This is a genomic window from Zooshikella harenae (genome assembly GCF_018837975.1).
GTDB lineage: Bacteria > Pseudomonadota > Gammaproteobacteria > Pseudomonadales > Zooshikellaceae > Zooshikella > Zooshikella harenae.
In genome coordinates this window covers 40800-58406 of sequence record NZ_JAGSOY010000013.1, presented here as the reverse complement: position 1 = coordinate 58406, position 17607 = coordinate 40800, and the positions used below count along the sequence as shown (strand labels likewise).

Annotated in this window: 17 protein-coding genes; 10 read left to right on the top strand and 7 right to left on the bottom strand. The window is 39.5% G+C overall.

Going from position 1 to position 17607, the window contains the following annotated elements; all coding sequences use genetic code 11:
- Positions 1-18 precede the first annotated feature (18 nt).
- From KCG35_RS07985 to KCG35_RS07975, 3 genes are all read left to right on the top strand, one after another.
- Positions 19-753, top strand: a complete 735-nt coding sequence (locus KCG35_RS07985; protein WP_215819158.1) for an alpha/beta fold hydrolase — start codon at positions 19-21, stop codon at positions 751-753.
- A gap of 359 nt (positions 754-1112) precedes the next feature.
- Positions 1113-1382, top strand: coding sequence for a hypothetical protein (locus KCG35_RS07980; RefSeq protein ID WP_215819157.1), 270 nt, complete (start codon positions 1113-1115; stop codon positions 1380-1382).
- Between the two features lie 22 nt (positions 1383-1404).
- Entirely contained in the window at positions 1405-2151 is a 747-nt protein-coding gene (locus tag KCG35_RS07975) for a hypothetical protein (RefSeq protein WP_215819156.1), read from the top strand.
- Positions 2152-2281: 130 nt separating this feature from the next.
- Here KCG35_RS07975 and KCG35_RS07970 read toward each other — a convergent pair whose 3' ends face one another.
- Positions 2282-2809, bottom strand: coding sequence for a hypothetical protein (locus KCG35_RS07970; RefSeq protein WP_215819155.1), 528 nt, complete (start codon positions 2807-2809; stop codon positions 2282-2284).
- A gap of 387 nt (positions 2810-3196) precedes the next feature.
- Positions 3197-3745, bottom strand: coding sequence for an outer membrane beta-barrel protein (locus KCG35_RS07965; protein ID WP_215819154.1), 549 nt, complete (start codon positions 3743-3745; stop codon positions 3197-3199).
- 1170 nt (positions 3746-4915) lie between these two features.
- On the opposite strand from KCG35_RS07965, the gene KCG35_RS07960 reads away from it, so the two are divergent.
- The 5 genes from KCG35_RS07960 (at position 4916) to purU (ending at position 9464) form a co-directional block, all read left to right on the top strand.
- Positions 4916-5269 carry a hypothetical protein gene (locus KCG35_RS07960; protein WP_215819153.1) on the top strand — a complete coding sequence of 118 codons (354 nt, stop codon included), beginning with the start codon at positions 4916-4918 and terminating at the stop codon, positions 5267-5269.
- A 145-nt stretch (positions 5270-5414) separates the two neighbouring features.
- Entirely contained in the window at positions 5415-5843 is a 429-nt protein-coding gene (locus KCG35_RS07955) for a DUF2628 domain-containing protein (protein ID WP_215819152.1), read from the top strand.
- A gap of 367 nt (positions 5844-6210) precedes the next feature.
- Positions 6211-6801 carry a hypothetical protein gene (locus KCG35_RS07950; protein WP_215819151.1) on the top strand — a complete coding sequence of 197 codons (591 nt, stop codon included), beginning with the start codon at positions 6211-6213 and terminating at the stop codon, positions 6799-6801.
- A 233-nt stretch (positions 6802-7034) separates the two neighbouring features.
- Complete coding sequence (sbcB, locus tag KCG35_RS07945; protein ID WP_215819150.1) at positions 7035-8510, top strand: exodeoxyribonuclease I; 1476 nt, start codon at positions 7035-7037, stop codon at positions 8508-8510.
- 99 nt (positions 8511-8609) lie between these two features.
- Positions 8610-9464, top strand: a complete 855-nt coding sequence (gene purU, locus KCG35_RS07940) for a formyltetrahydrofolate deformylase (RefSeq protein WP_215819149.1) — start codon at positions 8610-8612, stop codon at positions 9462-9464.
- Between the two features lie 80 nt (positions 9465-9544).
- Here purU and KCG35_RS07935 read toward each other — a convergent pair whose 3' ends face one another.
- From KCG35_RS07935 to KCG35_RS07920, 4 genes are all read right to left on the bottom strand, one after another.
- Positions 9545-10366: an ion transporter gene (locus tag KCG35_RS07935; protein WP_215819148.1), complete on the bottom strand. Its 822-nt coding sequence runs from the start codon at positions 10364-10366 to the stop codon at positions 9545-9547.
- Positions 10367-10545: 179 nt separating this feature from the next.
- Positions 10546-10926: a response regulator gene (locus tag KCG35_RS07930; protein ID WP_215819147.1), complete on the bottom strand. Its 381-nt coding sequence runs from the start codon at positions 10924-10926 to the stop codon at positions 10546-10548.
- A gap of 304 nt (positions 10927-11230) precedes the next feature.
- Positions 11231-11854 (bottom strand): response regulator transcription factor, encoded by a 624-nt coding sequence (locus tag KCG35_RS07925; RefSeq protein ID WP_215819146.1) that lies wholly within the window; start codon positions 11852-11854, stop codon positions 11231-11233.
- A 16-nt stretch (positions 11855-11870) separates the two neighbouring features.
- The gene (locus KCG35_RS07920) at positions 11871-13721 is read right to left on the bottom strand and encodes a PAS domain-containing sensor histidine kinase (protein ID WP_215819145.1); all 1851 of its coding nucleotides are present in this window, start codon (positions 13719-13721) and stop codon (positions 11871-11873) included.
- 187 nt (positions 13722-13908) lie between these two features.
- Between KCG35_RS07920 and KCG35_RS07915 the strand changes: the two genes are divergently transcribed.
- Entirely contained in the window at positions 13909-14784 is an 876-nt protein-coding gene (locus tag KCG35_RS07915) for an eIF2B alpha/beta/delta subunit family protein (protein ID WP_215819144.1), read from the top strand.
- A gap of 74 nt (positions 14785-14858) precedes the next feature.
- Here KCG35_RS07915 and aspA read toward each other — a convergent pair whose 3' ends face one another.
- Entirely contained in the window at positions 14859-16304 is a 1446-nt protein-coding gene (gene aspA, locus KCG35_RS07910) for an aspartate ammonia-lyase (RefSeq protein WP_215819143.1), read from the bottom strand.
- A 413-nt stretch (positions 16305-16717) separates the two neighbouring features.
- On the opposite strand from aspA, the gene aotJ reads away from it, so the two are divergent.
- Positions 16718-17494, top strand: coding sequence for an L-arginine-binding protein AotJ (gene aotJ / locus KCG35_RS07905; protein WP_230409083.1), 777 nt, complete (start codon positions 16718-16720; stop codon positions 17492-17494).
- Positions 17495-17607: the final 113 nt, after the last annotated feature.

Genomic DNA, 17607 nt, shown 5'->3' with positions numbered 1-17607 from the left:
CTTCATTGAAGAGCATATGTGACTACTTTAGGGATCGTTAGAAAAAACATGAACGAATGGCCTACTGACAAAAAGCTGATCTTGCTGCCGGGCCTTGATGGGACAGGGTTATTGTTCAAGGACTTGATTACTGAACTACCCACAAACTGTATTATCCAAACAATATGCTACCCATCTTCACAAGTACAAACATTTGAAGAGCATGTTCAGTATGTTTTAGGTCGGTTACCTAATAATGAACCATTTACTTTATTGGCAGAATCTTTTTCTGGTCCAGTTGCAATTGAAGTATTAAAAGCAAGAAACCATCAAATTGAGAAAGTTATTTTTGTTGCTTCTTTTGCTAAATCTCCTCGTCCATTATTGCTTAGGCTTGCTTCTAGATTACCTTTCTCAACGCTTCTCAAATGGCATATCCCTAAGTTTCTTATTCGTTATTTTTGTCTGGGGAAAAACGCATCTAGTGAACTCATTAGGCATTTCAGGAAAACTATAACAGTCATTGATCCAAAGGTGCTGGCTCAACGGATTAAAATTATTTCAGATATTGATAAGACTAAGGAATTACAGAATATCATTATACCGTGTTGTTACATTCAAGCTACCCATGACAGACTTGTACATTCTTCTGCATTGAAGGTTTTTCAGTATGGCTTAAAAAGCCTAACTGTCAAAAAAATACAAGGGCCTCATTTTATTTTACAAGCAGCTCCAAAAGAAGTTGCAAAGGTCATTTGTACTGAAATTCTATAGTTTTATCCCGTTGATTCAACTAATAAAACGCAGCAAATACTTTGACGATGACTATTTATTGAAGAAGCTGGTGATTTAACGAAGGTAGTTGAGGTTGTGTTAATGTAGTGCATGAATTAATTAATTTGTTTCTCCCGCAGCAGAAAACCAAGCCTCCAGGAAAGGATTCACGGCGTGTTCGAAGGGCGTTATGCAGACGTTGGATAAAGGTGATTTAGAAAATGGCTTTTATAAAGGTGAAGTTATATGCGATTGCTCTGGCTGTTACCCCAGGTGAGGTCCTGAATCTTGCTATTTGAGAGTAGTTGGCCTTTACTCTACCTTTGGAAGAAAAAATCAATTAGAAAAATAGGCTAAATATGGCTGAGATGTGGTATGACTTTTCAGACAATATGGACTCCATTGAGTGGATTTCTGAGCTTCCCGGTGGAATAGTGAGTGATCGGATTAACTTGCAGTATCAGCGTGTGGAGCTAAAGAAAGTCGCGGAAGGTTATATCATTTATATTGGGCCTGCTGATCCTGATAAGGGTGGAGATGGTATTGTGATAAATCTTGATAATCAAATGAACCTTACAGACTATGTGATTGAAAGAATTGAACCTGTACCCATTAACAATCAACCCTAAAGAAAGTATATACAGGTGAATAATGGCAGTACTTGTACACATTACAAGCATAGAGCATGAGTCAAGTATTAAAAGAGCTGGTATAAAGCTCGGCTATAGTAATGTTGTATTTTTTATGCCACATATGAAAGATTTTCTTATTTCTCATCAGTGGGCGCGAGAACTCAAGCGATCAGGGATTAAGAATTTTGCAGCTGTTGACTTCAAAATACCTAATGACGAGGAAATATGGTTTGGTAAATATCATTTGCAACATGAAAAAATGGAGTTAAACAAGGCAATTTCATTGTTTATGAATACTGAAGATAAACTTGGGTATGAGTTTTTTATAGAAAGAAAAATTGAGCCAAGTGAAATCCTAAAGGTCAGGAAAATACCAAAACCAATGGGGTGGAGGTATCAACCAAATGCTCATGGTAAAAAGCCTTGTCCTTGCCCTATGTGCCTGCAAGCTGGAGGCTATAAAATAAGAAATTTGAAAGAAATCGAAAGTGAGTCAATCACTAAAGCGGAGGCACTAGAAATTATTGCTACAAGTAGTGATGAGGATGCGTTATGGGAAGCTGTTTGTCGGTTGCAGGGTAAATGGAAAAAAGGTTCTCCTCAGTTTCTTGAGCGTCTCCTTAATTTTAACGATGAGTATCTTTTATGTGATTTGATTGAGCTTTTATCAGAATATCGACATCCACTTGCAAAGGATTACTTGGTTATATTAGCTAAATCATCTTGTGATGATGTAAGCGAGTTAGCTTTAGAAAAATTAAGATAAGAATACTTTGATATGCTTTGTATGGTGTTTGATTCTTACTTGTTTTATTAAATATTTAATTTCAGTAATTGGTAAGTTTATAAAGCCCACACTTATGGGCTTTTAAAGAAATTATGATGTGGTAAGCCTATTAGGAACAGCGTACAAGAGTTTTAATGCTATTTTTATCTTTGAGCTTTTTTAGTAGAGTATTAGCATCTTTAGGCTTTAAATAAAACTCTTCTTTATATGACTCTCCTTCGCCAGAACAGTTAGTTTGAATTCGCCAGTAACCATCTTCATACTTATCGGTACTATGTATATTGCACGACCACTCATAACCTGAAATTTTTTCTGAAGTAACTTCAAGTGGAAAATGGTAAGTTGCAGGATCAGACTTTACTGACTGGCAATCTTCTTTTGAGTATGCCCAGTTGCCAGCAATACTAAATTTTGATGCCTCTTCAATCGTATGTCCCGATTGTTCTGTTTGTTCTGTTTGTTCTGTTTGTTCTGTTTGTTCTGTTTGTTCTGTTTGTTCTGTTTGTTCTGTTTGTGTGGTACTTTCAATTTTCTTATCGACTTGTTTATCAGGCTGCTTGCTGTTGTCTTCTTGTTGAGAACAGCCAAAAGCACTTAAACAACAAAAGAAAACAATGGACAGTTGCTTTAACTTCATAAAGTAATCCTTAGTAACTGGTAATAGTAAAATAGCCGAGAATTAAGTATGGACACCTCTAAAAATGAACTTTTTTAGTGGAAGCTGTGTCAGCGCTGTACTCGGATCCTCATGTATTCCTTATACACTGCGGTCCTCCGTGCAGTGCTTCCTTGCTCTAACAAAAAAATTACTATTTTTAAAGGTGCCCATATGTAGATGTTAGACAGCTGATTTGTGTACTTGCTTCATTTAAAATCAACACTAATTCTAACCATAATACGACTGTATACCCTCAGAGAAGTGAATATATTAGGAGTCTTGTATTCGATCGATTGATAGGGTGGGCTTGCCTAATTAGTGGAATAAAGCTATGAGTCAATGAGACTCATAGCAGTCTCTCAGGACTTAGAATTTTAACTGGACACCTGCAGAAACAAAGTCAACATGATCAACGTCACTCACATCGTCAATACGTTCCCACTCGGCGACAATGTCCAAATTGGGTGCAAGAGCAAACTTAGCACCAACACCATAAAACAAATCGGTGCCTGTTTCATCATCATTAGCGTAGGTAAAACGACCCCGATAGTGGCCATCAGCTTCCCAGCGCATAGCACCTATTTTACTGGTTAGGCTGAATTGGTTGTTGAGTGGTAATGTGCCAGTAAGCGCAACACCTAAGCCTTCTGCTTCAACTGAATATTTTCCAAAACGATTTTTACCGGTTGTTTCACCAAAGTTGTAATAACCCGCTTCAATACCAATGTTTTGGTTTAATTGGTAACCACCATATAGCTTCCAACCAGTATCTTTCTCGTCGCAGCTAAAACCGTCTGCACATTCATCGAAGTCAGTTTGACCAACATTACCACCAAGATAAAAGCCATTACCTTGAGCAAGAGTAACACCACTCATGAGTGTAGTGATACAAAGTACAAGAATTTGTTTTTTCATAAAAACCTCTCTTGTTTTATGAGGAATTAAGAATAAAAAAAGATGTGATACGTAAAATCGGTTGTTTTGATGAGGCGTTAATAGAAGGAATTATCGCTTGATGTCGTAGATTACAATCATAATATAAGGTGTATAAACTATGTTAGAATTTATTTTATGTATATAAAACAATTGTTGTAAGAAAAATATTTTATGTTTGTTGTATGGCTGGCAAATAAATAATAGATGGTAGAAAAACGCATTGAGTTTTTTTTTGTTTTCTGGTTGGTGAGTGTTTAATTATTGCCTTTCTTAATGTTTTTGTGAGTTGATTTGATAATTTATTGTGCTTTGGTTGTTGTTATGGTGGTGTTGTAAGTCTTGGTATGTGGCTGATAATATTTGATTTAGTTGATATTTTAGGTGTCAAGCTTGGTGTTTTTCAATTATTTTAAAGTGGATGGTTAAAAAATGTTAATAACGTATTTTTTAGTAAGATTTCGTCAATACGAATAGTGCTTACGTTACGTTAGACTCTGGTAAGTGAAGTGATTCAAAGCATGACTATGTGGATGTTCTAAGATTTAACAATCATACCTGTCTTGCTATTCCAAGTTTGAGTACACTGTGGGTAATCCGGATGTCAGTTCTTCTATACAAACTAAAATGAGTAACTGGCATTCTTAAAAGGTATTAAAAGGGGATTCATTGATGAATATGAAGAGTTTGAGGAAAACATTTCAAGGTGGCCAAAACGCTAATAGCTGGGGTCTATCAAAAAGGTAACGCTGGCTATACCAACTTCGTAGTAGCAAGCTAAATTACTGTAGTAACAGAATCTCCACTACAGTATACCTGTAACATGGACGTTTTTGGGCGACAGGCATTAAGGTGTAATGAAACTTAAAACTTACCTTGAGTGTATATTTGCCAATAACTAAGGTGAGATACACTTAACTTTAAGTCCCGGGTGACATAGCACGGTCGGTAAGTCTCAAAGTCAATGGTGAAGGGTATTATTCTTGCGAGTTGGCTTGTTGGGGGAGGTATCGCCAGCACTCATTTCAGTATGAGTGTTGCAAAGAGTAGTTTGATTTAAGTGTAAAGCTGGATCGTAAGATCTTGGTTAATCATGAATATTTATACTCAAATTGATGGGTATAGACGTATGAACGTTAAGGGAAACTGCCTATGTTAAGGAATGCTGTAAAGCCAGTCTGTATTGTACTATCTCTTTGTTTGACACCTATATTAAGCTATGGTGAAACGCATACAGATGCCTCATCTAAAACTGAAAGTGTGAAGTCGGATACGGTAAAAAAAGAATCATATCTTTCTTATGGTGAGACATTATCTCAGATTTTAATTCAATTTAAGAATAAGCCTGTTACCCTTGTGCTCTCTTCTGGTCAGGAATTATCTGGCACTGTGGAGAGTATCAATGATTCGCTTGTTGTGATTAAGGCCTTAAAGGGTAGGGAGTTTTATGATGCAGTTGTGCGTCATAGCATGATTGATGCCTTGATAGTCCGTAGAGATAAGTAGTTGTGCTGCTCTACAGTTCTTCTCCTTTTGAAGATTTATAATAAAAAGTAAGCTATACGACATTATAAGGAGTTAAGCACTAAAGCATTTCATGTTTTAGCTCGAATTATCCCTCACTGTAAAGGGAATAAACAAAGGATTGGCTATGAATAAATACATGATCTTTGAAAATAGTGCTCACGATATCCAAGTTGTAAAACGTGGCTGGTCATGGCCTGGTTTTCATTTTGGTTGGTTATGGGCGCTTTTTAAAGGACTGCCATTACTGGCCTTATTTGGTATTAGTGTCATAGTAGCAGTTTACGTATGCTGTTTACTTTATCTATTTCACTATGGCATGCCGCTTATACTCATTGCTTTGGTTGTGAGCTATCTCATACAAAGTGTTTTTTGTGGTTTGCTAGGTAACAAGCTAATGTACAAGCAACTAGCTAAAAAAGGATTTGAGTTAATAACTGTGATTCCTGCTCATAAACCTGATATTGCAGTACGAATCTACCGTCAGCGGCGTAATGAGCAAAATTATCAACGATTACGCTTTTCACAACGGCAAGCACGTTTGAATATAGCTTAATAATACACAGCACTGTGAATTTAAACGCACAGTGCTATATTTATTGATTTTAATTCACAAAAACTATGAGATGTAGTGCATGTGAAATCGAGAAGGGAGAGATATTGGATGATAAGGAGTAATATTTAAAAAGGTTAAATGTTAGCAACCAGAATAAAGTACTTTCACTATTAATACTTACTGTTCATAAGGCATGTTTCTTTTTAGGCAACGAACATTCTACATAAGTAGGAAAAAGCATTCTTTAAAAAATTAAACTTGGCCCATGCAATTAATGTGATAATGTTAGTGGTTTTTGGTGTGTTAATGATGTTAATTTGCACCACAAATGAGAAATAAAACACTGACATAAGTGAAGAGGTTGCTTTTGAAACGGTTACGCTACCTACTGTTGTTCATTTGCTTCTGGGTTTCTGGTTGTCTATTCCCTGAGCGCTTTTCAGCCGAAATTGCTATTCATAAAGACCTGTCATTTGATTTTAAATATGAAGGAATTCTCACCGCGATTATGGCGCGTGCAGATGAAACTGAACAGGGACATATTAGTAGTGAGCGAGAACACGAAATGAAGCGATGGGCTGATGAGCTTAAACGTGATCCTAGCTTTAAACAGGTTAACTACATTGGTCATGGCCAGTTTAAGGTATTTTATGAAAAGCATGGTCAGCTTGATAAATCATTTGCGTTCGTAACTAAAGACATCAAATTAATATCAATAGTTTCACATAAGAATAATACAATTGAAATTAAAGGACTAAAGGTCTCAAAATCTAGACGCCATAAGTTGAATATACTAGGCATGACAATCGAAGGTGATCTTCATATTGTCAGTGATTTGCCCGCCATTCAGCACAATGCACATCAGTTTCATGTGAGTAACTCATCTAAGGCGATTTATCATTGGCATGTCGCATCACTGACAGACCCTGCGCCTAAGCTCGTACTGTCAGCACTATAATATCATGTATTGCTGTATTCTAAGGTGTTGTGGTCAGAGTACTGATTAATAGATTAGTAAGCACTGCTGTGAAAAAAAGCGCTACTCCATGGGTTGCACTTTTTTTGTAAAACAAGATTAGAAAAGAATGAGTGCTATATCCGTTCGAAGGGTATAACCTGCTTTGGTTTAGATGGTAGCTAATAAAGTCAGGTGTTACTATTGTGACAGCGACAATGGAATAGAAGCCTGTTATGCCAAAGACAACTCTTTTTTTTCATGACTATGAGACATTTGGTGCTGATCCAGCCCGAGATAGGCCTGTGCAGTTTGCTGGAATTCGTACTGATACCGAGCTGAATGAGATTGACTCGCCTTTTATGGTGTACTGTAAACCTGCAGGAGATACACTGCCACATCCTGAAGCATGTTTGGTTACGGGTATTACACCACAGATTGCGCATGCAGAAGGGGTAAATGAGGCAACATTTGCGCAGTTAATACACCAACAACTTGCTCAGCCGTGTACCTGTAATTTAGGGTATAACTCTATCCGTTTCGATGACGAGGTAACGCGGTTTCTGTTATATCGCAACTTCTATGATCCCTATGCGAGGGAGTGGCAAAATGGCAACTCTCGCTGGGATTTGCTGGATGTGGTGCGTTTAACTTATGCATTGCGTCCAGAAGGACTAAACTGGCCTACGCCTGATGGTGTGCCCAGCTTTCGGTTGGAGCATTTATCCGTTGCCAATAATATTGCTCATGAAAATGCACATGATGCCTTGTCGGATGTGCGAGCAACGATTGCTTTGGCAAAACTTATAAAGTCCTACCAACCCCGTTTATATGACTATGCATTTTCGCTTCGGCAAAAACGGTTTGTGTTTCAGCAAATAAATCTGGTTCAGCATAAACCCTTTATTCATGTGTCTGGTATGTTTTCCACGGCACGAAATTGTTTGGCGATTGTTGTACCTATTGCTACACATCCTATAAATAGTAATGGTGTTATTGTTTATGACCTATCTGTAGATCCAACGCCATTACTGGAAATGGATGTTGAAGCAATAAAAACCCGGCTTTTTACTGCTCAAGCTGAGCAGGGTGAAAATCAAATCAGAATTCCCCTTAAAGTTGTACATGCTAATAAGTCTCCAATGCTTGCCCCTTTAAAAACACTACGAGATGAGGATATACAGCGTTTAGAGATTGATATGGGGTTATTAAGACAACATTACGACCAGTTGATTACAAATTCACAATACCCTGTTGAACAGTTAATAAAAAAAGTGCAACAGGTGTTTTCTGACCCTCCTCAAAGTGACACACAAGATCCTGAACTTATGCTTTATAGTGGTGGCTTTTTGCCTCAAGAAGACCGCGAAAAAATGCAGTTGGTCAGGGAGGAGAAACCTGAGCAGCTGGCTCACTTGAAGCTAAACTTTAAAGACTGGCGTCTTGATGATCTGCTATTTCGGTATCGTGCTCGTAATTATCCTGATCTGTTAAATGATGAAGATAGGGCAGAGTGGCTAGCCTTTCGTCGACACCGTTTACTGGTGGGTGAAGAGGGGAGTTTGACACTCGCAGAGTTGTACCAGCGTATTGAGCATTTAAAACAAGGAGAGTCAGCGCCAGATCGCTTGCATATTTTAGATCAGTTAGTCGTTTATGGTCGGCAGTTGGAAACTGAACTGCAGGGTGCAAATATTATGGAGAGTCCGTAATTGTCGCCATTGCGAGTAACTTGAGCTAACGCCTATAATGCGCAGCTTGCCAGTGAGCTCTGGTCTGAAAGCAGAAGTTTGATTCGTTTTGAGGACATTATGTCACGCACTTATCGGTTAGTTGTAGCCTGTCCTGATAGGGTGGGTATTGTTGCAAAAGTGAGCAACTTTCTCGCGACCTATAATGGGTCTATCACAGAGGCGAACCATCACTCGGACCCTGTTTCGGGCTGGTTTTTTATGCGTCACGAGATCTGTGCTGACTCACTGCCTTTCGATCTAGAAGGCCTGCGTACAGCGTTTGCACCTATTGCTAAAGAATTTGGTATGGAGTGGAAGATCACTGACTCCGCTGAGCGTAAGCGAGTGGTATTGATGGCGAGTAGTCAGTCGCATTGCTTAGTGGATCTTTTACACCGTTGGCATTCGGGTGAGCTGCACTGTGATATACCCTGTGTTATTGCTAATCATGAAGATCTACGGGGGATTGTTGAGTGGCATGGAATTCCTTATTTTTATGTACCTGTAGATAAAGAAAATAAAGCCAAGTCGTTTGACCGTGTTGCACAATTGGTGAGTGAGCATGATGCCGATACCATTGTGCTGGCGCGTTATATGCAGATACTGCCGCCTTCTCTGTGTGAGGAATATGCTGGACGTATTATCAATATTCATCACAGTTTCCTGCCATCATTTGTAGGCGCTAAACCCTACCATCAGGCCTATGAACGAGGGGTAAAATTAATTGGTGCAACCTGTCATTATGTGACAGAAGAATTGGATGCAGGTCCTATTATTGAACAGGATATCATTCGCGTAAGTCATCGAGATAGTATTAATGATATGGTGCGGTTAGGTAAAGACTGTGAAAAAAATGCATTAGCAAGAGGGCTTCGTTATCATCTTGAAGACCGTGTCTTGGTGCATAATAACAAGACGGTTGTATTTTCCTAATATATACCCTGCCAAAATAATATTCATAGCTAAGATATAGCCTCATATACCCCCTTCTATGAGGCTTTACACTAACTGTTTTACGTGTGAGTAATTAGTTTTGCGCCACAAAATTTACAGTGAAGCGCATCGCGGTCATGACCTGCCCGACCACAGTTATGACATCCATGAATGACTTTTTCCCGTCTCAGTTCTACAGCTAATTCTGCAGTTATAATGCCTGTGGGTACCGCAATAATAGCGTAGCCTGTAATCATAATAAGTGATGATAGCGCCTGTCCTAAGATGGTTTGAGGTGTAATATCGCCATAGCCTACCGTTGTAATCGTAACAATAGACCAATAAATACTTTTTGGAATACTGGTAAAGCCATTTGCAGGGCCTTCGATTAAATACATCATTGAACCGAAAATTGTGACCAGAACCATGACTGAAATTAAAAATACAAAAATTTTGCGGCGGGAAAGAATAATTGAACGCATTAATGTATTGGCTTCCCCTAAATAGCGCATCAGCTTTAATATCCGAAAAATGCGGAGTACTCGGAAAAGTCGAATAATAATTAAAAAGTTGGCTTGGGTAATAAATAAAGCGAAATAACTAGGTAACACAGAAAGCAAGTCAACTAAACCATAGAAGCTCCGTGCATACCTCCAAGGTTTTGGGCAGCAATAAAGCCTGATAATGTACTCAATAGTGAACAAGGAGGTAAAAAACCATTCAATAGTTTGGAAAGATAACTTGTATTCTTTAGATATGGCTTCAACAGAATCTAAAATGACCGCCGCAACACTCAGCAGGATGGCGTAAATAAGGACTATGTCAAAGAGCCTACCTGCCGGAGTATCAGTTCCAAAGATAACCTCATAAACCTTTATACGGAACTCATGGTGTTTTGTCATAGAAAACCCATTGTGTTGAGACTTTATAGAGTAGTGAATATATATATTATACGTTTAGATAATGCTATCTATTGGTGGCAATAGCACTAGAACATGTGAGGTTTTAACTGGCATTTTTCATAGAGATAGGATCAAAAAGCAATGGCAGAGGTTATAGAGCTTTTTAGTGCAATCCTATATTACTGTTCATGATCTTTGGCGAGTAGTGTTTGCAGAATGACTTGGATACGGCGGCTGTTAATGGGTTGAGTAAAAAAGTCCAGCGCCCCTTGTTTTATAGCATTAACGGCACAGTGAACCTCTCCAGACTGCCCAACCATTAACACAGGTAACTCGTCATTTAACTGTTGAATGTGTTGAAGCAAGGCGGTGCTATCCATATCCGCTAGTTTGGAGGTGCTAAAAATACACAATGGTGCTTCATGGTCTAGCTCTGCGAGTAATTGTGCTCCAGAGCCTAGTGTCTTTGTCTCAATATTAAGACGCTGACAGACTTCAGAAATGGTATTTAATGTGTGTCTGTCATTATTGAGAATAAAAACAGATCTGTTGTATGACATTGTCACATTCATAAAGCTATTGCATCAGGCGTAAAATATGTTTTAGGTCGTTATTTGGTGGGTTTTTAAGGGTAATAGCAATAACTTGGAAAGCTATTGAGCGTTAACACCTTTAAAATTCACCTTAACGGGTTACTGTAATATAACCCTTTATGATGCTAAGTCTATGGGGTGAGCCTTAAGTACAAAATCTGTAATTTTACTGGCTCATATTCGGGATGTACCTAACAGGTAATTTGTGGAAGGGTACCAAAGTACGGGTACCCTTTTTGAGTAATTCCTGGAGGAGAGCAGGTGTGGTGGCTTACAGCTCAACCTGATCTTTGACTTGCATTACCTGGCGCACTAAATGAGCAAGGGATTTAGTGCCCATTTTTTCCATCACCCGTGAGCGATGAATCTCAACTGTGCGTTGGCTTAAGTTAATATCAGCTGCGATTACCTTATTGGCCTTTCCTTCAACAACATGCTTAAGTACTTCTCGCTCGCGTTCAGTAAGTGTGGCAAGTCGTTTTAAGATTTCTTTGTGTTCCAGTAACTCTTTACGCTGCTCACTGTCGAGTTTAAGACCATCATTAATAAGATCAAGAAGCTCTTGGTCTCGAAATGGCTTTTGAATAAAGTTCATTGCACCATCTTTGATGGCTTGAACCGCCATTTGTACATCACCATGACCAGTAATGAAGATGATGGGCAGTATACAATGCATTTCATTTAACTTGCTTTGTAGCTCTAAGCCACTCATGCCTGGCATACGAATATCCAGTATGATACAGCCTGGTCTATTTTCGTCATAGGACGCAAGAAATTCAGCTGGGGATGCAAACACTTCAACACGTTGCCCCACTGATTGCATCAACAGTTTTAATGAGTCTCTAACAGCCTCATCATCATCAATAATAAAAACAGTGGGTTCCTGCTCTTGCATATTCTCTCCGATCGAATTAACGCTCAAACGTTGGCAAAGTGATAAAAAATGTTGTCCCGCCATTGGGGTTAGCTTTGTAACTAAGTTTGCCACCGTGTGAAGAAATAATCGAGTGGCTAATTGTGAGACCAATTCCTAATCCATTGCTTTTAGTTGAAAAAAATGGATTAAATAAGTGATCTTCACCACCCTTGGGTAAACCACGACCTGTGTCTTGTACTGAAATCTCTATCCAATCAGGCGACAGTTGCTGAGTACTGATGGTTATACCTGTAGAGATATCATTGGTATCCGCCATGGCTTCAACAGCATTATGTATTAAATTCAGTAATGCTTGCTGTAATAGTATAGGGTCAACCTTAAGCTGTGGGCTAGTTTTACTTAAATGCAAGTGTAGGGGAATTCTTCGGTGTCCACAATCAAGTTGTGCAAGGCTGATGGTTTCAGTAACCAGTTGATTACAATTGACTACATGTGTATTTGTGGCTGCTTTACCAATGAACCCCCTCAAGTGACTAATAACTTGACTTGCACGTTCCGTTTGTGAAGTGATTTTGGTAAGACATTCCACCACTTGTGGATTGGGAGGTTGGTGGGCATTCTGATGGAGTAATCGCTGACAAGCTTGCGCATAACTGCTAATTGCGGCAAGAGGCTGATTGATTTCATGAGCGATACCTGCAGCCATTTCACCCATGGTACTTAAGCGACTAACCTCCATAAGTTTTTCTCGTTGTAACTGAAGCTGATGGTCTTTCTCTTCAAGTTGCTGTTGTATTAAAAACTCATCAGTAATATCGCGGATGGTGGCAATAAAAACACATTCTTGGTCGGCATTTAGTGACAGTGCCTTCCAATAAACATCGAGTATGAGTTGGCTATCTCCACGCGCTGCTCGCCATACAAATTGTTGAGCATTATCAGATGCAGCTGCATCACAATAGCGTTTCAATGCTGTTGAGGATGATTCACCTGTAGGTTGTTGAGGGGCGCTAAAGTTTAACAGCGACTTACCTATAAGCTCATCACGTTCAGCACGAAAGATATGGCTGGAGGACTCATTACATTCAAGGATTGTATGGTGTTTATCGGAGACGATAACCCCTTGGCTGGATGAGTGAAATAATATACGGAATTTTTGTTCATTATTATGCAGTCTCTGCATTATGGCATTGATACGTCGTTGGTACAGCCTAACGCCAAAAACCAATAATACTACGGTTAAGACACCTAGTAACAAACTTGCCTGTAGAAAAGATTTTGTCAGATCACTTAAATCAATGAGGCCAACTAAGCTTAAATCACGCTGTGGCAATGGCAGGTAGCTGATAATGTATTGTTTATTGTTATCAGTAATTTGAGTTGTTTGTAAGCGATTTTGGATTAACCGTTGAATGCCTGTAGCAAGGGCGGGTGAGAGGGTTTCACCGCTAAAGTAACGTAGTTCCTGTTTGTCCGTTTGCTCAAGGAGAAATATTTGCTCACCTTCACGTAATTGGTTGAATGTTTGTTGAACGGCAAGAATTGCTTTTTCGGCGTGGAGGTGTCCATTTTCTCCATTAGTTTGTGGTTGTGGTGATTCTGGAGAAGACGAGACAATCTGCTCAAGAAGCATTGCTTGTGATTTGAGCATATTTCGTAAGTGCTGTTTTTGCTCATCAATCACAATACTGCGAAGAGTGGTAATGGTGATAACTTCCATAACTACAACAATGCAGCACATGATAGCTATAACACTGAACAGTTTTCGATAGAGTTGATGAGACTGATGGTCAGTCGTTGAAGGAAAAAACTGATCTGAAGCTGCAGAGGTAGGGGATATGCAGTTATTCATTGTATGTGTAGCTAGAGAAGCGGGCTTATCCATTCATACCTTTTCCTTGCTAGGGACTGTGAGCAGACCCTCATTTTATAAGCGTTGAGACTAAGACCATTTAGCACGTCTATTAATGATTATTCTAGGAGGTGTACCACTAAGCACTAAATACGAGCAATTACCGTCAGGCTTACGATAATTACTTATAGGGCCAGTATTGTTGGATAGGAATTGAGCTATGAGTTTACCAACTGAAGACGATTTGCAGCAACTTAATGAACAGATTTGTCAGGAAATCAGCTCAAACCTGACTGATGGTGCAAGTCAAATAGCACGTCAAACCTTGATGGCATTGGCAGACTTTTGCTGCCTTGCTGATCGTTTGCCCAATAAACAACATGCTCAGCAGACAGTTTCTGAGTTGGTAAACCGATTAAAGTCTATTCGTCCTTGTATGGGGGCAATTGCAGGTTTAATTGAATGTTGGCAGAAACGCGTCACATCAATGGAAGATTTACGTGAGGCTTCTTCTATTGCACTAGAACTGGTGGACTGCTCTCATAATGCAGTACAAGAAGCCGTTGAGTTATTACAAACGCTTTTACCTCGGTCAGGGTGTTTGTTAACCCATAGTTACAGCTCAACGGTCAAAGAGTTACTATCGCAACTATCAAGGGATAACTATCGTATTATTTGTACTGAGTCCAGGCCTGGTAATGAGGGGAAGCGTTTAGCAGCCTACGCATCAGTGTTAGGTGTTCCATGTACTTACATTACTGATGCTCAAGTAGGTATTGTGATACCAAAAGTTCATGCTGTTATTTTAGGCGCTGACTGTATTCTGGCCGATGGTAGTGTCGTTAACAAAAGTGGTAGCTTCTTGTTAGCGCTTGCCGCTAAAGAGTATCAGAAGCCAGTCTATGTAGTCTGTGAAAGCTTTAAGAGGCAGGCATTTACCGCAGAAGCGTTGACCTTAGAGCAACATGCACCAGAGGAGCTGGAACTGCCTCAGTTGCCTGGAGTGGATGTCATGAACCAATACTTTGAAGTGGTGCCCGCCGAATTTATAACAGATATTGTGACTGAAAAAGATTTGAACTTATCTGACTACTAGAAATTGAGCCAGAGCCAGAAGGGGGTGAGTCCCCCTTTCTGCATTGCAGGTTAGAAGCGTAACCTGTGTGACAATTATTTTTTCTGTAAATTATGAGGGGTAAGCATATTTTCTGGCTTGAGGATTTCAGCGAGTTGATCTTCAGCGATGAGCCCTTCTTCTTTGACCAAATCAACAACTCGTCTCCCTGTTGCCAGTGCTTGCTTAGCAATTCGGCTGGCATTTTCATAGCCAATATAAGGATTTAATGCGGTCACAATGCCAATGCTATTGTCTACGTAATCTCGACAACGCTCCTTGTTAGCCGTTATACCTTTGATGCACTTTTCACTTAGCATTATGGTGGCATTAGTCAGTTCTTGTATTGATTCAAGTATTTTGTAAGCAATGACGGGTTCCATGACATTGAGCTGGAGCTGACCGGCCTCAGCCGCCATGCTCACACAAAGATCGTTTCCTATAACATTATAAGCAACCTGGTTAACCGCTTCTGGAATCACGGGGTTAACTTTACCTGGCATTATTGATGAGCCAGGCTGCATTTGTGGTAGGTTTATTTCGTTTAGTCCAGCAGTAGGCCCACTACTTAATAAACGTAAATCGTTGCATATTTTTGATAGTTTAATCGCAAAGCGTTTCAACATGCTGGAAAATAAAACAAAAGCGCCCATGTCTGAAGTGGCTTCTACCAAATCAGATGCCTGGCATAAGTCGATACAAGCAATACGTGACAGGTGCTTAATGGCAATTTGTCCATAGGATTGATCAGCATTGATACCTGTACCAATAGCTGTCCCCCCTAAATTAACTTCTTTGAAAAGGTCTGTTAACCATTTAATACGCTCAACATCTTCACCAATAGTGGTTGCATAAGCATTGAATTCTAGACCTAATGTCATAGGAACTGCATCTTGTAATTGAGTCCGTCCCATTTTTATGACATCCGCAAACTCGGTCCCTTTTTCTTGTAGGCTCCGTTGTAATTGTTGGGCGGCGATCACCAGCTCACTATGTTTCAGAATGATGGCCATACGTACGGCTGTTGGATAAACATCATTTGTGGACTGACTCATATTGACATCATTGTTAGGGTGTAGATGTTCATATTCGCCTTTTTTATGTCCCAAAATTTCCAATGCGCGGTTAGCGATTACTTCATTAGCATTCATATTGGTTGAGGTGCCAGCACCACCTTGTATAACATCGACAAGAAAATGTTCGTGTAATCTTCCTGCCATTACATCATCACAGGCTTGGCAAATAGCATCTGTCTTATGTTGTGGGAGTTGCTTTAATTCAGCATTGGTTTTGGCGGCTGCTTTTTTAACCATTGCCAGCGCTGTTACCAGCGTTGGAAAGAGATTGATTGAGACGCCAGTAATCTGGAAGTTTTCAATCGCACGTTGGGTTTGGATGCCGTAGTAGGCATTGATAGGTACTTCTTTTTCTCCAAGTAAGTCTTTTTCTTTGCGAACTTTATCTGTATTCACATTACTGCTAAGTGGCGAATTGTTCAGCATGGTTATCCCTTGTTCACTGCGCTCAGATTAATGCTTTGGTTTTTGGTTGAGCGTGAAAGCAGTACTAGTTTGCGCGTGGATAGGTAGGAAAACAATAAGGACAATAACGGATAACCACGATGGTGCTGGTGCTTTGTGTGAATGTATATTGCAAATTATTATAAGAGTGCTAGGGTAAGCTGTTAAGTGATTATAGATCACTGTTTTTTTATATTTATAAAAGGCAGAAGCTTTATAAAGTGGAACCACGACACGTTGACTGAGATATATAAAGTCTTCGTACCTCACCAGAAGAAAAGAGTGAAGTGCTGAATAATAAAAAGGCTACAAGCAGCGTGTTTTATGTGGAGATCCTTTGAATTTTATAAAGTGACGTGGCCTGCGGTTATATAGGTGAAGTAAGGGAGTAAAAAATGATAAAACGTCTCGCGTTAGCCTTTGTGGTGTCTGCTGTAGCATCAACAGCAGCAGTGGCTAAAGACTGGAAAACAGTTCGTTTTGGTGTAGAAGGAGCCTTTCCTCCGTTTAGCGAAACAGCACCTGACGGTTCTATCGTAGGCTTTGATATTGATATGGCAAATGCACTTTGTGCAGCAATGAAAGCTAAATGTGTGCTGGTTCCTCAGGATTGGGATGGCATGATTCCTGCTTTGATGGCGAGGAAATACGATGCCATTATTGCTTCAATGTCGATCACTGAAGAACGTAAGCGTAAAGTGGATTTTACCAATAAGTACTATCATACACCTGCTCGTTTTCTACGTAAGAAAGGTAGTGATGTTGAAATCAATGAAGACAGCCTAAAAGGTAAGACAATTGGTGTGCTTCGTTCCAGTACCTTTGATAGTTATATCTCTGATAAATACCAAGGGTTGGTTAATATCAAACGATATAGTACACAAGATGAAGTTTATCTGGATATGAAAGCTGGCCGGTTAGATTTAATTTTGGGTGACTCAATTCCTTTACAAGATGGTTTTCTTAAAAAAGCGGGTGGCGATAAGTACGAGTTTATTGGCCCTAAGATTACCAACAAGAAATGGTTTGGTGAAGGTATGGGGGTTGCGGTTCGTAAGCGGGATAAAGGCTTAAAAGATAAGCTCAATGCTGCGATTGAAAAGATCAGGAAAGATGGTACCTACGATAAGGTACAGAAAAAATACTTTGATTTTGATATTTATGGCGACTAGTTGGTGGTATGTGTTCACAAAGGCTGCTCTTTATAGCAGCCTTTTTTATGACAGGTGCTGAAAATTAATATATAATGAGAATTATTCTCATTTGCGTATAGGGGGATGGTATG

Bases quoted from the DNA above. Each gene is read 5' to 3' on its own strand.
- KCG35_RS07980 (WP_215819157.1), top strand. From the start codon at position 1,113: ATGGCTGAGATGTGGTATGACTTTTCAGACAATATGGACTCCATTGAG.
- KCG35_RS07975 (WP_215819156.1), top strand. From the start codon at position 1,405: ATGGCAGTACTTGTACACATTACAAGCATAGAGCATGAGTCAAGTATT.
- KCG35_RS07970 (WP_215819155.1), bottom strand. From the start codon at position 2,809: ATGAAGTTAAAGCAACTGTCCATTGTTTTCTTTTGTTGTTTAAGTGCT.
- KCG35_RS07965 (WP_215819154.1), bottom strand. From the start codon at position 3,745: ATGAAAAAACAAATTCTTGTACTTTGTATCACTACACTCATGAGTGGT.
- KCG35_RS07960 (WP_215819153.1), top strand. From the start codon at position 4,916: ATGTTAAGGAATGCTGTAAAGCCAGTCTGTATTGTACTATCTCTTTGT.
- KCG35_RS07955 (WP_215819152.1), top strand. From the start codon at position 5,415: ATGAATAAATACATGATCTTTGAAAATAGTGCTCACGATATCCAAGTT.
- sbcB (WP_215819150.1), top strand. From the start codon at position 7,035: ATGCCAAAGACAACTCTTTTTTTTCATGACTATGAGACATTTGGTGCT.
- purU (WP_215819149.1), top strand. From the start codon at position 8,610: ATGTCACGCACTTATCGGTTAGTTGTAGCCTGTCCTGATAGGGTGGGT.
- KCG35_RS07935 (WP_215819148.1), bottom strand. From the start codon at position 10,366: ATGACAAAACACCATGAGTTCCGTATAAAGGTTTATGAGGTTATCTTT.
- KCG35_RS07930 (WP_215819147.1), bottom strand. From the start codon at position 10,926: ATGTCATACAACAGATCTGTTTTTATTCTCAATAATGACAGACACACA.
- KCG35_RS07925 (WP_215819146.1), bottom strand. From the start codon at position 11,854: ATGCAAGAGCAGGAACCCACTGTTTTTATTATTGATGATGATGAGGCT.
- KCG35_RS07920 (WP_215819145.1), bottom strand. From the start codon at position 13,721: ATGGATAAGCCCGCTTCTCTAGCTACACATACAATGAATAACTGCATA.
- KCG35_RS07915 (WP_215819144.1), top strand. From the start codon at position 13,909: ATGAGTTTACCAACTGAAGACGATTTGCAGCAACTTAATGAACAGATT.
- aspA (WP_215819143.1), bottom strand. From the start codon at position 16,304: ATGCTGAACAATTCGCCACTTAGCAGTAATGTGAATACAGATAAAGTT.
- aotJ (WP_230409083.1), top strand. From the start codon at position 16,718: ATGATAAAACGTCTCGCGTTAGCCTTTGTGGTGTCTGCTGTAGCATCA.